Genomic DNA, 14683 nt, shown 5'->3' with positions numbered 1-14683 from the left:
GCAATATCATTAGCAGCAGTATGTAAAAAACAGCTGTTATGAAGTGCTTATCTAATTTTCTTATAATTTATGAAAAGAATCATACTACTCTTTATTCTGTCTTTTTTCTCTGCTTCTTTGTGGGCACAAAGAGATACGGATCATTGGTTTGCCCCTATGGTAGCCAGTTCCAGCAACGGATCTCCTAAGCAGGCACTCTATCTGTCTACAGATAGTACAACTCCTTTCCCTGTTAGTATTTATAATAATAATACTGTAATAGGAACCGTAACTATCAGCAAGGGAAGTCCACAGACATTTGATGTCCCGGTAAACCTTATGACAGGGCAGAACGCAACTGATGCTATGAGTGTAAAAACCAGAGGTCTTTATCTTCACGGGGATGTCCCTTTTTTTGCAACTTATAGGTTTTCGGAAATCAATCATGGTGAAATTTTAACATCGAAAGGAAAAGCTGGAATTGGAAAGACCTTTTATGCGGTATATGCACCACTGATGAATAATCAGAATACTCAAAACTTTACCTGTGGAATTTTGGCAACTGAAGACAATACCCAGATTAAAGTTTCAGGATATGCTATGACAACCTGGTTTTATAATAATTTTAACGGGCTTACCCACCCCAGTATTACAATTACTCTGAATAAGGGACAGTCTTATGTATTTGGCGGGTTAGCAAATAAACCCGGGAATAAAGACGGATTTATCGGAGCCAAAATAGAAGCTAGCAAACCGATATCTATAACCAATGGGAATTACCACGGCCAGTTTGGACTGACTCCTCCTTATAATGGAGAAGATATCATTATGGACCAGTCTGTACCTGTGGAACGCCTAGGAAATGAGTTTATCCTTATCAAAGGAATGGGTAATCTTCTTCCGGAGATTGAAGGAGCCATTATTGTAGCCACTGAAAACAATACTGAGATCAGACTGAATAACAATCCTGCACCCGTTGCCACGTTAAATGAGGGACAATATTACCGCGTTACTGCGATGAATTATGTAGTAAACGGGCCTTCTCATCTGAATATGTACATTAAAACTTCAAAAAATGTGTATGTCTACCAGCTTCTTTCCGGTATTGAAGATAATGATGCAACGCAAGGATTCAATTATATTCCTCCTTTAAACTGTTTTCTTCCCACTGTTATTGATGAAATAGGGAAAATAGGAGAACTGCCCTACTATACTACTTTTAATCCTCCACTTTTTGTAAAGCTCAATATCCTTACTCAAACAGGAGCCGGAGTAACCGTGAACGGGGTGGCCCCGACAGCAGCGCAGGGCCCTTTTCCGGTATCAGGAACTGCAAATTGGGTATCCTACTCTATTCCCAATATTTCAGGAAATATTACGGTAGCCTCTACAAAGGCTGTTACTGCAGGAATTATTGGAGGCAGCGGAAATTTGGGTTATGGAGGATATTTTGCAGGATTCAATTCTGTTCCTGTGATCAGTAAATCTTCCGGTGAATGTATTCCCGGAATTGTTTTAGAAGTTGAAAACGGTTTTGATCATTATCAATGGAATCTCAACGGCACTCCTATTCCAGGTGCCAACACCAATACTTATACTCCTACACAAGCAGGGAATTATACTGTATCTATCACTAAAAGCACCTGTGTACCACTTACCACTTATCCTTACAAGGTATATACCTGTCTGGCCAATACGGTGAAGCCTTTAAATGTATGCAGTACGGGAACTCCTACGGCAATTACTCCTTCTTTTACCAATTCAACGCAGATTCCTGTACCGGGTACCGTACAGATTATTACTCCACCAGCCAACGGTATTTTAACAGCAAACCCAACTACCGGAATTCTAACGTATACGGCCAATACAGGGACAACAACAGATTCTTTCACCTATAAATTCTGTGGAAATGATCCGGATTTTACGGATTGTGAACAGGTAAAGGTAAATGTGACGGTACAGCCTCTGATATTAACAGATACCACAGTACAAACCTGTGAAACCAGCGGAACGGGTATTTTTGATTTGACTACAGCTAATGTGGGAGGTCCTGCCAATGCTGTCAGAAAGTATTATCCTACCTTGGTGGACCTCAATGCCGGGATAAATGAAATCATTCCTGCCAATGCTTACCCCTCAGCAGTACCTGCTAGTGTATATGTAAAAGTTACAACAGCAGAGGGCTGCACTGCCCATGCAAAAATTACGCTTCAGTTTTTTCCCAAACCTGTTGTAATGGATGCTGTTCTTGCAGGATGTTTTGTACCCGCTAATCCTAATACGGGAACTTTCGATCTCACAACAGCCATTGTCACCACGACAACTCCTGTAACCAAAAAGTATTATCCAACACTTACTGATGCAATAAACGGAACTAATGAGATTACCACTCCGGCCCCTTACATTTCACCGAACACAACAGTATATGCAATGGTAATGAATGCCAGCGGATGTTTTGATTTTGCTAAAATAACATTACATGTAATTCCTCCTAAGCCTTCTCCTCTTTTGGCAGATCAGTATATATGTCCTGAAGCACATATCACCTTAGATGCGGGCCCCGATTATACGTCTTATCAGTGGAACACAGGAGCAACTACCCCTTCTATCCTTGCTTCTGTTGGAGATTATTGGGTTATTCTAACTTCTAATGGCTGTAAGACCAAGCAATTTGTAAAAGTAATGGCGGTTCCTGTACCAAAAATTAAAAAAATAGAGGTCACAGGAAGTACAGCCACCGTTATCGTGGAAGGCGGTACTCCTCCTTATCAATATTCCAGAGATGAAATGATATGGCAGGACTCCAATGTTTTCACTAATCTACCGCGGGGTAAAAATATTTTCTATGTCAAAGATTTTTATAACTGCCGCCCTGTGGAAGCTCAGATATTGGTGCCTAATCTTGTCAATGCCATTACTCCCAACAGTGACGGTATCAATGATACTTTGGACTATTCGGAGCTTGCCTATCTGAAAGATTTGAAATTTGATATATTCAACCGATATGGACAGCGTATCTATTCTTCGGATAAAAACAGCAGTTTCAAATGGGATGGCAGTATCGGAGGGACTCCTGTCAGTAGCGGAACCTACTGGTACGAAATAAAGTGGGCGGATCCGGAGACTCAAAAAACAGTTTCTTATACAGGGTGGATCCTGGTTAAAAACCGAAATTAAAAAACATATGCCGGCCAATAAGGTCTGTCATATTATTTATTCAAAGGGCGACTGTCTCATTTTTTGAGACAGTTTTTTATTTTTCCTAAAATACCACTCTTCTGATTATTACTCAATACTATAATAAAATTAACGAATTAACACGTTATACGGGACGGTATTATTTTTTGGCATCTGTACTTGAAAATCTTGTACTGAACCAATATTTCTTATTAAATTTAGAATTAAAAAAGAAATTAAATATATATTTGGCAACTAAGTACGTTTATTGAATGAAGAAAATACTTCTACTATTTATCATTTCTCTTATTGCAGTTTTTGTTCTGAACAAAATCGTTTTTAAAGAAACTCCGGAGCAACAAAAACAGGAACTTCTTCGTGAGGTTAAGCAGTATAAGCATCCCGTCAAAAGCATCTCTATGGAATCTACTGACAACAGTGATTTAAAATTCCTTGATACTGTTCTAAAAGATAATAAAGTCTTAATGCTTGGGGAAAACATTCATTATGACGGAGCCACTATGCAGGCCAAAAGCAGGCTTATTAAATACCTTCATGAAAATCTGGGTTACCATATTGTTCTTTATGAGGCCGGGCAATATGATATGTGGGTAATGAATGAGGAAATGAAAAATCATCAGCTTAAAGTTCCTTCGGATTCTATAGGAGGTCTCGGGCTTTTTAGCTTCTGGTGGAATAATAAGGAAACCCGGCCGCTGATCAATTATTATCAAAAGACCAAAACCTCAGCTCATCCGATAGAGCTTGGCGGATTTGATATTCAGCTTTCAGGAGATGTGCTGTATGACAGGCGCAGTAAGCTGCTGAAAGAATTTTTAAGCAAAAATAAAATTGATACCAGAGTCTTTAAAATCTTCCATAGGTATATTGACCAGCTTAATAATTTCATCTATCAGGGTTTTGTTTCAAGAACTTTAAAAGAAAACCAGAAAACTGAGTTTCTGAATGAGATCAGCCAACTGGAAATGATGGTTTCAAAACTAAAAAAAACACCGGAAAACATCATTTTTACAAGATATTTACATGATATGAGAAACAACTTCAACAAAGCATGGAAATATAAGCCAGGATCCATGCCGAGTATGCAGTTCAGGGATTCTTTGATGGCTAAGAACCTGATGTACCAGATTGACTCTGTTTATCAGGATCAAAAGGTAATTGTATGGTGCGCTAACATTCATACTTTTTCGGCTCCTTACAATAAAAAATACACTCCTTTAGGCACATATATTAAAAATAAGTATGGAAAAGCATCTTATATGGTTGATTTTTCATCATATGCCAAATTAAATGAAGTTAAAAGTTTATTCAACAAACCCGGAAAGCTTGCTATCGAAAATACATTTCATGCAACGAAAACACGTTACTTTTTTATTGACCTGAGAAGTATTCCAGGAAATTCTCCCTTAAAAAAGGAGTTTGTATCCACCATTAACCAGGGAACGGATCAAAAAAAGGTCTGGAGCCGTTATTTTGACGGAATATTTTATATAGATACGAACACTGTTTTAACTCCAATCAAGAAATAATGGATAGCATTACTACTCACGATCTCAGCTATACGATCGGTTCTAAGACCATTTTAAAGAATATCAATCTCAATATTCCGGAAGGTAGTATTTATGGTTATCTGGGAAGAAACGGGGCCGGAAAGTCAACGACGATCAAGCTCCTTCTGGGGCTTTTGGAAGCGAATGGTGACAAGATTTTTATTCAAAATAAAAGTTTAAAGCATAGCCGCACAGAGATTCTCGCCAACACGGGGAATCTGATTGAATCTCCCTGTTTTTATACAAAACTGACTGTTTCTGAAAACCTGAAATATCTGGACATCATCTATGGTAAAGGTAGTAAAAGAATTGATGAGGTTCTGGAGCTGGTAGATCTGCATAAAGAGAAAAAAAAGAAAGCAAGCGCCCTGTCTATGGGAATGAAACAACGTCTGGGAATTGCCATGGCCATTTTTCATGATCCGAAAATTCTGATTTTGGATGAACCTCTCAACGGACTGGATCCACAGGGAATTTTTGAAATGAGAAAACTTTTCCAGTATCTGAATGAACAGGGAAAAACAATTTTTCTTTCAAGCCATATTCTGAGTGAACTTGAAAAAACAGCTACCCACATCGGAATTATTGAGGGAGGTGAGATGATTTTTCAGGGAACAAAGAATGAACTCCTTGGTAAAGTAGAAAGAGATATTATGCTGAAAATTGATCATGCTGATAAAGCACTGGCAATATTGCAGGGATCTTTTTCCGCTACTTTAAACAGTCCGAATAAGATATCTGTAAAGATCAATGATGATAAAGATTTCAATCTGCTGTTAAAAAATCTGATCCAAAACGGAATTGAGATCTATGATACGGAATCTCAAAATACCAATCTTGAGCAGATCTTCATTAATTTAATTTCTAAAAAACATGACTAATACCAATACTTTTTTTAGGGCTTTTTCTTCTGAGCAGTATAAGCTTTCCAAAAACAAAGAAATCTTCGGCATACTGCTGATTCCTGTTCTTATTATCGTTGCGATTGACCTGTACATCGCCTATGACACCATCACTTCCGGTACCGATGCCGCAGAGGGAACAATCAATCCGTGGAAAATGTCATTGGGACGCACGGTATTTATGTTTTTTTACCTGCTCTTCCCAATTCTCGTTTCTCTTTTTGTACATGCGTGCTGTGATGTGGAGTATAAGAATAATAATTATAAAATCCTTTTCACACTACCGGTTTCAAAGGCTAAGATATTTTTTTCGAAGGCTTTGTTTATTCTGATAACCGTTTTTTTTTCTGTACTACTGTCTTATCTGACTTTTCTTCTGAGTGGCTGGGTTTTAAGTATGGGTTTTCCGGATCTGGGTTTTCAGAATTATGATTTTAGAGAAGTTCTATTTTATATTTTCCTAAAATTTTTTATCACTCTTTCTGCAATTGCTATGGTACAGCTGGCGCTGAGCCTTATGTTCAAGAATTTTATTTACCCTATCGGGTTTGGGGTATTTATGCTTCTTTTCTCAACTATTATCCAACAGAAACCATTTGCTGATTTCCTGGTTTATACCGGAGGCTATCGATCGCTGGAAGGTTTACTGAACGAGAATATTGTTTTTGAAAGACTTGATTATTTTAATATTCTGGCCATTTTTATAGGGATAGCCGTAAGCTTTTATCTGTTTGTGAAAAAGAAAGGAGGCTGAAATTAAAATACAAAGGAGTGCTTATGACACTCCTTTTGCTTTTATTTCGTTTTTAGCGGTTTCGTATTTTTTCTTTCTAAGTTCCCGCTTCATTTTCCGGTATTCCCACGGAGCCATTGCATGGATATCCTTCCATAGACCTATCTTTGCATTCTTCGCATTTTCCTGTAGTTTTCCTAATGAAGCATCTTTGGAATAGGAGAAATACCACCATCCTAATCCTGCTTTTATAAGCTCTTTTGAAAGGTATTTACCATTATCATAGTATACTTTAGCAATGGAACGTCCATAGCGGTCCGTGCTCGTCTCTACAACACTGACTGTTTTTCCAAATACCTGAGCAGACGTAAACTGCTTGGCATTTTTCCCGAATGGCTGTCCGCTTTCAGGGCAATCTACTTCTGCAAGTCTGATCTTTTTTTGCTGGTTGCCTTCTAGCAGTAAAGTAATGGTATCTCCGTCTGAAATTTTGATCACTTTTCCGGTAGTCTGTGAGAATAGGAATACAGGGAAAAGTACGTACAGCAGCATTAATCGTTTCATGCGGCAAATATATGGATTAGTGGAGTTTTTTAATGAAAAAACCCCGCAAAATGCGAGGTTTTTATAATATTGAATTGAGTTATCTTGACTTTTTTCACCTCAAAGTTGGGAGACTTTGCAGCGGGGACCACTGAAACTTTTTTCCAGTGGTCTTTATTTATTAGCTTGGTTGGAAGCTTTGCGCAACACAACTTTCAAATTAAAATTTATTTACAAAATGGTGAAATAAATTTTAATTTGAATAGCTTTTTATTATATAATGCATTTTTTTCACTAATTTGACTTATTGAGTCATCACTAAGAATATAATATAAATTCAATTGTTCTTTGTTATTTGAGCCTCTGTGGGTTGAATAAGAAAAAGAACCAGATTCTTTGGAAAAAATCATAATTTTATTATTAAACTGATAGACTTTACAAATATCAGGAATAACCAAACTATAGCCACCATATTTGCTACTCATCAAATTATAATTTTCAAATTCATCTGTTTTTAAAAGTAAATAATCGTTATTAATTTTAATTTCCTGATTATTTTTAAGGAAATCAGAAAACAAAAGCAACGCAGTTCCACAGACAAAAACTATTATAATAATTAAAAATAAAAAAATCTTACCCTTCATCTTATTTATGTTTACTTGGTTTATATGCTTCTATTGCCACATCTTTTAACGATTTTTGCCATATATAGGCTTGATAAGTTTTTGAAAAAGGTTTTCTAGCAGAACTTTTATTGTCTTGTCTTTTTAAAAGTCCATCGGTAAGAGATCCGACTGACTTTGTATCAAAAACAGAAAGCGTTACATTTTTCCCATCATCATTCATCCTCATTGTCATCCAAAAACTTCCTAATACATTTTCTCCTTGGAAGAACTCGTTATCATCAAAACTTTTACCTCCTAATAAATCACCTAAAGAGTTGGTGGCTATCCGAGAAAAATTAGCACCTGGAATAGTCCCAATATCAAACCAAGCTCCTTGAGTTTCCCCTTTTTTAAATTTCCCATCCGAAAAGGCTTGTTTTAATAATAGTTCTTGAGTTTTAATTACCGATCGAGCATTTTTTACTTGCTCTAATGCTCCTCCGGTTACCACAGTATTTTCCGCTCCAACTCCAAGCATAAACTTAGCGGGAATATTTTTTATCTGTTTTGTTTGATCAATACTAAATTGCTGAGAATTAGGATTCATTCTAAAATTAGCTTCAGGTGTTTTTGCTTTTAAAGAGTATGATTGTGTTCTTTTTATAGCATCCACCTGCTTTCCATTTGGATCTATGTACTTTATAGGATTCTGATAGGTATAAATATAAGGGTTAAGATTCCCCCAGAAGTATACTCCTCCATTATGCTGTCCATCTCCATAAAACTGAGTCTCCATTGCAGGGTTGTAAACTGCCAACGGTTCAACACCATACCAGATACTCGCTCTCGGGTTATAATACCTTGCTCCATAATAATATAATCCGGTTTCTTTATCCAGTTCTTTGGTATTGAACTTATATGGATTATTATATACTCCCGTTCTTTGCTCCAGCATCGTTTCCCCGAATGGTAAATTTAAGAAAAATTGTGTACTCTGACCGCTGGAATTGGTAACAAAGCCGGAAATTAGGATGTTGACACTAACATAAAATCTTCTATTTCCCAATAATTATCATGCAATCTTAGTTCAAATACAGCATTTCTATGGAAATAATTTTTTATACGATGGTCAACAAAAACTAATGCTCTTCTTTTAGAAGGATTAAATACAATCTCTGAAAAATAGACAACACCTATCTCACATTCATTTGTATGTTTATCATACTCTGCCAGATCTAGTACTTTTGCGGTACACAAATTAAATTGATTTGCTTTTAAAGAACTTCGTATGCTTAAATTTTTAATATCTGGACTATTAGAAAAGTCTTTAAAAGAATCCTTCGTTCTGATTATGCGTCTTAAATAAACTTCAGTATTATCTGTCCAGAAATATGTATTTTTATTTTTAGTAGAATCTATATACAAATTGCAAAATTTTTCAGGATGATTAAAAATTTCGTTGTGCGCTTTTGTCTTCTCTTCGATATATAAATCATCATCATGAACTCTTAAACTATCAAAATATCTTTTTTCACCTAAATAATCTTCTCTAAAAAAATAAGGTATCAACTGATCTGTTAAATCATTATATAGTTTTACATTAGTATCGGTTGATTGACTTACACATTTTTTCATTTCCTCCTTACAATTCGTAAGTAATAAAGAGGATAATAAAATTATAAATATTTTACTCTTAAAATTCATACTATTTGGAAATTTTAGATTAATAACATCCACTGGTTCGCAAATTATCTTTTGGTTTTTTATAAATATCTAAAATAGATGGCATTTTTTGTGATTTCGAGTCCCTGATTTCACGTTGTTGCCTAGAATCTTTTCTAAAATTATTCATCCTAATTTTGTCAAACTTTTCAGTAATTATGTCACGATCAGAAGCAGAAAATTGAGTATCTGTTCCAAAATAAATAACTTCCCAATTATCTCCTGCATCTGCCCTACCACTTTTTGATTGAAGACTCATCTTAAAAATTCCGTCTTTTTCCTGGGATTTACCGTCCATTTTATAGTCTGCCCAATGACCACCTTCATGAATTATAATTTCTGCTAAATTATCAATATACTTTTTATTTCCTTTATTTTTTGAAACCGTGTTTACTACGCCAGAATCTATTTTAATAACATCGGGGTAGCGGAGACAAGCAAACCATTTTCCGACTCGTGGAAAAAATGCTTACCAATAAAAAATTTAAAGACTTTTTTGCTAAAAATGCAGCCGCTTTATAACAAAAAACCAACTCATTGAGTTGGTTTTTACTACTATATCTTTGAAAAAAATAAAGTTTTTAGCTGTTCATGCAATTATTTATCAATTACTTTAAATATTTCTCTTTAAATACTCCAAATTTCGTAGTTCGCATGATTTCATAATCACTACTGTTTGGCAGATATTTTTTTGTAGAATTATCGTAAACCCTATAATCATTTTTATCCACTTTTAAAGGTATTTTTTTTATAACATCTTTTACATCAACAGCACAATTTAAATCAATAGAATCTAATGGTGCTATTTTTAAATCATTTGTTGACATGAAACTAAATGATTTCCGACTACTATTTTTGTATTTAATACTTAAATTTTCTTCAATATCTTTATAGGGAACAATCAACGTATCATTAGTATTATTTTTTATATTAAAAAAATTCTCAACATATATATTGTATGATTGGTTTTTATTAATTTTAAAAACTGCATATTGATAATGAATACTTACTGAATAAGAATCCAAATGTTTACGGTTACTACAACTTGTAAAGAGTAATAAAACCAAAACATAAAACTTATTTTTCTTAATTACCTCCATTGCCAGTTGCACCATTTTTTACAGCTCTAAATGTTTTATTCATTTGTTCTTGAAAATCTTTCGTTGTTTTCTTAAAAATAGGGGATTTATTTATTTGATAGTTATAAATCTGAGAATGTTCTTTGCTTTGTCCTTTATCTGAAGAATCATAAGGATTTACATTAACTGTAAGGTGACTCGGGACTGTTGATCCTCCTTCATGTTGTAGAGCACTTACAAAGTTATTTTTATCATTCAGTAAATAATTAACTTTATTATCATCAACAGGAATACTAATAATATTTTCTATTTTATTCGTTTGTAGTAAACATGTATAACAATACTCACCTCCATTAAAAGTTTTGTATTCTCCACTTTTTCGATCAGCTTCACCTCCTGAGTATACCTTTCCATTCCACATTGCAACAGAAACAGACTCTCCATGTAAATTTCCTAAATCAACTCCAGCTTCTTTAGCATAATGGTTACCTATATTCATTAATGTTTGCATATTGTTTTTATCAAACTTATAATCTTTTAACTGTGTTGATAGCCACGGAGCAGTATTCGAGCTTCCAGTAATTGGATTTTGAAAATCTATGACAATATTATTTGTCTTTTTATTATCTGTGTATAAAAATTTTCCGAATTGGTTAAAATGGTCATCAAAAGGTTCTCTGCCGTCAGGATCTATATAGCGTACAGGATTATCAAATGCATAAGTGTACGGCGACCAGCTCGGCATTTTCTCCGCCAATGGGTCAACTCCATACCAGATACTCGCTCTCGGATTATAATATCTTGCTCCGTAATAATACAATCCGGTTTCCTTATCCAGCTCTTTTGCATTGAACTTATATGGATTATTATATACTCCCGTTCGTTGCTCCAGCATCGTTTCCCCGAATGGTAAATTTAAGAAAAACTGCTTAGTCTAAGAACTGGAATAAATAATGTTACAAATGATAAAGGCTATTCTTAAAGTACAAAACCTCGCATTTTGCGAGGTTTTTATAATATTGAATTATGTTATTTGATTTTTTTGCCTCAAAGTTGGGGAACTTTGTGGAGTGGACTAAACTAGCGTCAACATTAATCATTGTTAATTTAGAAATATCTCTAAATCAGCCTCAACTTCATTAATAACATATCTTAGTTTTTCATTTTTAATTTTATTAAATTCTTCTTTTATTAACCTTTCATTTAACAGCTGTCCATAGATCCTAGCAATATCGCCTATACCATATATCGCTGTCCGGGCTATCCCAAAATCCTAACTAAGAATATATTTGATACAAATCTCTTCCAGCCATTCCGGATCATCTATTCCATTTATGGCTCCGATAATAACCTCTATAATATCTTTGTTATTATTCAACATTTTCACAACCTCTGATTTATCTGCAAAATAATAATTTTTATATTCCATAATCAAAGAATGACAATTATCCGTTACTAAATTTTTTGGAAAATTCTCTAATCTTATCATTCTCATCATTTTCTAATTCTTTACAAAGCAAACTAAGTCTGTACATATCATTATCTTCCATATAAATTCTACATAAGGCATCAAAAGATCTTTCTCTTTGATAGGTAACTTTACTTTTATTAAGAATATCATACAACTTATCTGTAATTTCTTCCAATAAGTTTCTATCTGCAATATTAACTGCGTTTGCAAAATGACAACCAAAATCGACCATTTTTTGATTATCAGAATTTAATAATATTAAAATATCATTTCGATCCCGTCTAAATCCAAATTGGAAATAAAGGTTATCCAAAAGTATATCTATATGATGCTTATTAATATAACTTAAAATTTTTGAAATTTCAAAAATAATATCAGGTTGTGACTTATTTTTGTTTCTTTCAATAAATTCTTCTGCATCATTTCTAATATCTCTAACTGGATGATTTATTAACTCGTTACATAACAAAATATAGCCATTCTCATCATCATTTTCAAAATACATTCCATATAATGCATAATAAGCTTTAACCATATTATTACTACTTGTATCATTCTTAAGAATATCATAAAGCTTAGCCATTATTGCTTTACGAGTCACCTTATCTTTAATAACTGTTTCATTTACAATACTACAGCCAAAATACCTTATTTGCTCATCCTCAGAATTTAATAATATTAAAATATCATTAGAATCTCTTCCTGCTCTAAACTCATCATAAAGACTATTCAGAAGGACTCCCGAATGATTGATATTTGTATAATTAAGTATGTCTAAAATTTCTTTAATAATCATTATTTTTATTATTTATTTCTTCTCAATACTTCATTTTGTAATTTTTGTAAGTAATCTTTCTCCATACTTATTCTAGTGGCATGTCCTCTTGCATCTCTAGCATTCCCTCTTCCTGTTCTCTGAAAATAAGCTGCTTCATCAGTTCTACTTTTTATACTTGTTTCAAATTTATTAATTACATCAGATAAATCTTTATTGGATAATTTTTTAAGTTTATCATCTTTAAAATAAGATATATTAAGTTTATCTCCAAAATTTGAGGATTTCATTGGAAAATCACAGTTGTTATGAACTAAAATTGCAAAGTCAGAAATATAATAATTATGATTTCCTTCAACTTCAAAATTATAAACATTTTCAGTTCTATTTTGCTTAGTTACAGAAGTAATTTCTATTAATTGACCATCCTTCTTAACTAAACTATTTCCAATTTTCAGATCTTTAGCTTCAACCCAATTTCCATCTACATAAAAAGGATGCTCTAGTGTACACTCAATCTTTATACTTCCTGCTTTAATCTCAATAATCTCAAAAGTGATATTTTCCGAAATTGATAATACTTTTTTAAGCTCATTCTTATTTGTTGATTCGTTATAAGACCAAACTTTATCACCTATCTTTATTTTCTCAATTTCAGTATATCCTTCAAGGGTATGTATTAATGTTCCTTTTACAAAACACTCAATTTTTACAAATAATTTTTTAGCAATACTACCTACAGCCGATACACCTCCAAAAATAAATAATTCTTTAGTAGCTTCTGCTCCTTCCTGTTCATATTTTTTTGCCTGAGACTCATTACCTCGATCTCGCCAGTGAGTCTGCATTTGCATACTATGAGCAGCTTCTCCACTAGCGTAAGCAATCATAATCTTAGTTCCCAAACCTCTGGTAATAAATGTGTCTACCAAAGCAAAGGAAGCCATATTGATATTTTTAGACAATTCTAGATATTCACCAGCAACCTGAGATCTTGTTTGAGGATTATCTCCATAAATATTATAGCTTAGTGTTTGTTTCCCATTAGGATCAACATACCTAATAGGATTCTGATATGTATAAATATAAGGATTTAGGTTACCCCAATAAAATACTCCTCCATTATGTTGTCCTTCACCGTAAAACTGAGTCTCCATTGCAGGGTTGTAAACTGCCAGCGGGTCTACCCCATACCAGATACTCGCTCTCGGGTTATAATACCTTGCTCCATAATACAATCCGGTTTCCTTATCCAGTTCTTTTACATTGAACTTATATGGATTATTATATACTCCCGTTCTTTGCTCCAGCATCGTTTCCCAGAATGGTAAATTTAAGAAAAACTGCGTAGTCTAAGAACTGGAATAAATAATGTTACAAATGATAAAGGCTATTCTTAAAGTACAAAACCTCGCATTTTGCGAGGTTTTTATAATATTGAATTGAGTTATTTGATTTTTTTCACCTCAAAGTTGAAAGACTTTGCTTAGCGAAGCAGCTTTTATAAAAAAAATTCGTTAAAGGTTTTATTACCAATTAATGTTGGATATAAAATACCTAATTCACGCAATGTTCTTTTCCTAAATTTTAAATATGCTTTTTTAAAGTCGTCATAATCACAAGATATTGTATATAGATTAGCATTTCCTTCATTTATAGTCAAATTATTATTAACATTTGAATATTCATACAAAAAATTATTGCTATAATAATCACAAGAGATTGTAAAAGTTTTATAAATCCCTTTTTCAATAGATAATATCAAATCATCAAATTGTAAAAGATAGTCTACAATACCTGTTTCAAGTATCATAAAATTTCTTTTATCTTTATATTGAAAAAAAACATATATTTTTCCATTGAAAAAACTCTTTAAATCATGAATTTCAAAAGCTTTAAAATCCAATTTATTCTCCTCATTAGTTGATACTAAATCTATCTTATAATCAAAAAAAATATTTTCCATAATTTTATTTATACTTACCTAATTGATTTTTGGAAACTGGATATGCATTCAAAACATTTCCATTACTATCCATAAATATCTGTAAAATCTTAGTTGATTTTCCATCTGAAGATGTTACAAAGTTTCATCAAATTTATGAATAACACTATAGTCTCCCCCT

At 33.5% G+C, this 14683-nt stretch carries 15 protein-coding genes and 1 pseudogene; 4 read left to right on the top strand and 12 right to left on the bottom strand.

The genetic code is table 11. From position 1 onward, the window contains the following. The first annotated feature begins 69 nt into the window (after positions 1-69). The 4 genes from LF887_RS05500 (at position 70) to LF887_RS05485 (ending at position 6383) form a co-directional block, all read left to right on the top strand. Positions 70-3156, top strand: a complete 3087-nt coding sequence (locus tag LF887_RS05500; RefSeq protein ID WP_236857788.1) for a gliding motility-associated C-terminal domain-containing protein — start codon at positions 70-72, stop codon at positions 3154-3156. 272 nt (positions 3157-3428) lie between these two features. Beyond that, on the top strand, positions 3429-4706 hold the full coding sequence (locus LF887_RS05495; protein WP_236857787.1) for an erythromycin esterase family protein: 1278 nt from the start codon (positions 3429-3431) through the stop codon (positions 4704-4706). Beyond that, positions 4706-5608 (top strand): ABC transporter ATP-binding protein, encoded by a 903-nt coding sequence (locus tag LF887_RS05490; protein ID WP_236857786.1) that lies wholly within the window; start codon positions 4706-4708, stop codon positions 5606-5608. Before LF887_RS05495 ends, LF887_RS05490 begins: the two co-directional genes overlap by 1 nt. Next, positions 5601-6383 (top strand): ABC transporter permease, encoded by a 783-nt coding sequence (locus tag LF887_RS05485; protein WP_236857785.1) that lies wholly within the window; start codon positions 5601-5603, stop codon positions 6381-6383. The genes LF887_RS05490 and LF887_RS05485 overlap by 8 nt, the downstream gene beginning before the upstream one ends. 21 nt (positions 6384-6404) lie before the next feature. Here the strand turns inward: LF887_RS05485 and LF887_RS05480 are convergent, their stop codons facing one another. The 12 genes and pseudogenes from LF887_RS05480 to LF887_RS05430 all read right to left on the bottom strand — a co-directional run bounded on the left by LF887_RS05480 (position 6405) and on the right by LF887_RS05430 (position 14523). Next, positions 6405-6926 (bottom strand): thermonuclease family protein, encoded by a 522-nt coding sequence (locus tag LF887_RS05480; RefSeq protein WP_236857784.1) that lies wholly within the window; start codon positions 6924-6926, stop codon positions 6405-6407. 206 nt (positions 6927-7132) lie between these two features. Continuing rightward, positions 7133-7549 carry a hypothetical protein gene (locus LF887_RS05475; protein ID WP_236857783.1) on the bottom strand — a complete coding sequence of 139 codons (417 nt, stop codon included), beginning with the start codon at positions 7547-7549 and terminating at the stop codon, positions 7133-7135. A gap of 1 nt (position 7550) precedes the next feature. Beyond that, positions 7551-8576, bottom strand: a complete 1026-nt coding sequence (locus LF887_RS05470; protein ID WP_262912512.1) for an RHS repeat domain-containing protein — start codon at positions 8574-8576, stop codon at positions 7551-7553. Further along, entirely contained in the window at positions 8537-9214 is a 678-nt protein-coding gene (locus LF887_RS05465; protein ID WP_236857781.1) for a hypothetical protein, read from the bottom strand. The genes LF887_RS05470 and LF887_RS05465 overlap by 40 nt, the downstream gene beginning before the upstream one ends. Positions 9215-9233: 19 nt before the next feature. Beyond that, the gene (locus LF887_RS05460) at positions 9234-9530 is read right to left on the bottom strand and encodes a hypothetical protein (protein ID WP_236857780.1); all 297 of its coding nucleotides are present in this window, start codon (positions 9528-9530) and stop codon (positions 9234-9236) included. Between the two features lie 310 nt (positions 9531-9840). Next, the gene (locus LF887_RS05455) at positions 9841-10347 is read right to left on the bottom strand and encodes a hypothetical protein (RefSeq protein ID WP_236857779.1); all 507 of its coding nucleotides are present in this window, start codon (positions 10345-10347) and stop codon (positions 9841-9843) included. Further along, positions 10319-11005 (bottom strand): hypothetical protein, encoded by a 687-nt coding sequence (locus tag LF887_RS05450; RefSeq protein WP_262912542.1) that lies wholly within the window; start codon positions 11003-11005, stop codon positions 10319-10321. The genes LF887_RS05455 and LF887_RS05450 overlap by 29 nt, the downstream gene beginning before the upstream one ends. Continuing rightward, positions 11003-11209, bottom strand: a pseudogene (locus LF887_RS24225) (RHS repeat-associated core domain-containing protein); the annotation flags it as partial. The gene LF887_RS05450 and the pseudogene LF887_RS24225, both read right to left, overlap by 3 nt. A 375-nt stretch (positions 11210-11584) precedes the next feature. Continuing rightward, complete coding sequence (locus LF887_RS05445; protein ID WP_236857777.1) at positions 11585-11740, bottom strand: hypothetical protein; 156 nt, start codon at positions 11738-11740, stop codon at positions 11585-11587. A 16-nt stretch (positions 11741-11756) separates the two neighbouring features. Then, positions 11757-12578 (bottom strand): hypothetical protein, encoded by an 822-nt coding sequence (locus LF887_RS05440; protein WP_236857776.1) that lies wholly within the window; start codon positions 12576-12578, stop codon positions 11757-11759. A gap of 8 nt (positions 12579-12586) precedes the next feature. Further along, positions 12587-13870, bottom strand: coding sequence for a polymorphic toxin-type HINT domain-containing protein (locus LF887_RS05435; protein WP_236857775.1), 1284 nt, complete (start codon positions 13868-13870; stop codon positions 12587-12589). Positions 13871-14058: 188 nt separating this feature from the next. Further along, positions 14059-14523, bottom strand: coding sequence for a hypothetical protein (locus LF887_RS05430; RefSeq protein WP_236857774.1), 465 nt, complete (start codon positions 14521-14523; stop codon positions 14059-14061). Positions 14524-14683 lie beyond the last annotated feature (160 nt).

It is taken from the genome of Chryseobacterium sp. MEBOG06, assembly GCF_021869765.1.
In the GTDB taxonomy this organism is placed as follows: Bacteria; Bacteroidota; Bacteroidia; order Flavobacteriales; family Weeksellaceae; genus Chryseobacterium.
This window is presented reverse-complemented; position numbering and strand designations above follow the sequence as displayed.

Bases quoted from the DNA above. Each gene is read 5' to 3' on its own strand.
- LF887_RS05500 (WP_236857788.1), top strand. From the start codon at position 70: ATGAAAAGAATCATACTACTCTTTATTCTGTCTTTTTTCTCTGCTTCT.
- LF887_RS05495 (WP_236857787.1), top strand. From the start codon at position 3,429: ATGAAGAAAATACTTCTACTATTTATCATTTCTCTTATTGCAGTTTTT.
- LF887_RS05490 (WP_236857786.1), top strand. From the start codon at position 4,706: ATGGATAGCATTACTACTCACGATCTCAGCTATACGATCGGTTCTAAG.
- LF887_RS05485 (WP_236857785.1), top strand. From the start codon at position 5,601: ATGACTAATACCAATACTTTTTTTAGGGCTTTTTCTTCTGAGCAGTAT.
- LF887_RS05480 (WP_236857784.1), bottom strand. From the start codon at position 6,926: ATGAAACGATTAATGCTGCTGTACGTACTTTTCCCTGTATTCCTATTC.
- LF887_RS05475 (WP_236857783.1), bottom strand. From the start codon at position 7,549: ATGAAGGGTAAGATTTTTTTATTTTTAATTATTATAATAGTTTTTGTC.
- LF887_RS05465 (WP_236857781.1), bottom strand. From the start codon at position 9,214: ATGAATTTTAAGAGTAAAATATTTATAATTTTATTATCCTCTTTATTA.
- LF887_RS05460 (WP_236857780.1), bottom strand. From the start codon at position 9,530: ATGGACGGTAAATCCCAGGAAAAAGACGGAATTTTTAAGATGAGTCTT.
- LF887_RS05455 (WP_236857779.1), bottom strand. From the start codon at position 10,347: ATGGTGCAACTGGCAATGGAGGTAATTAAGAAAAATAAGTTTTATGTT.
- LF887_RS05445 (WP_236857777.1), bottom strand. From the start codon at position 11,740: ATGGAATATAAAAATTATTATTTTGCAGATAAATCAGAGGTTGTGAAA.
- LF887_RS05440 (WP_236857776.1), bottom strand. From the start codon at position 12,578: ATGATTATTAAAGAAATTTTAGACATACTTAATTATACAAATATCAAT.
- LF887_RS05435 (WP_236857775.1), bottom strand. From the start codon at position 13,870: ATGCTGGAGCAAAGAACGGGAGTATATAATAATCCATATAAGTTCAAT.
- LF887_RS05430 (WP_236857774.1), bottom strand. From the start codon at position 14,523: ATGGAAAATATTTTTTTTGATTATAAGATAGATTTAGTATCAACTAAT.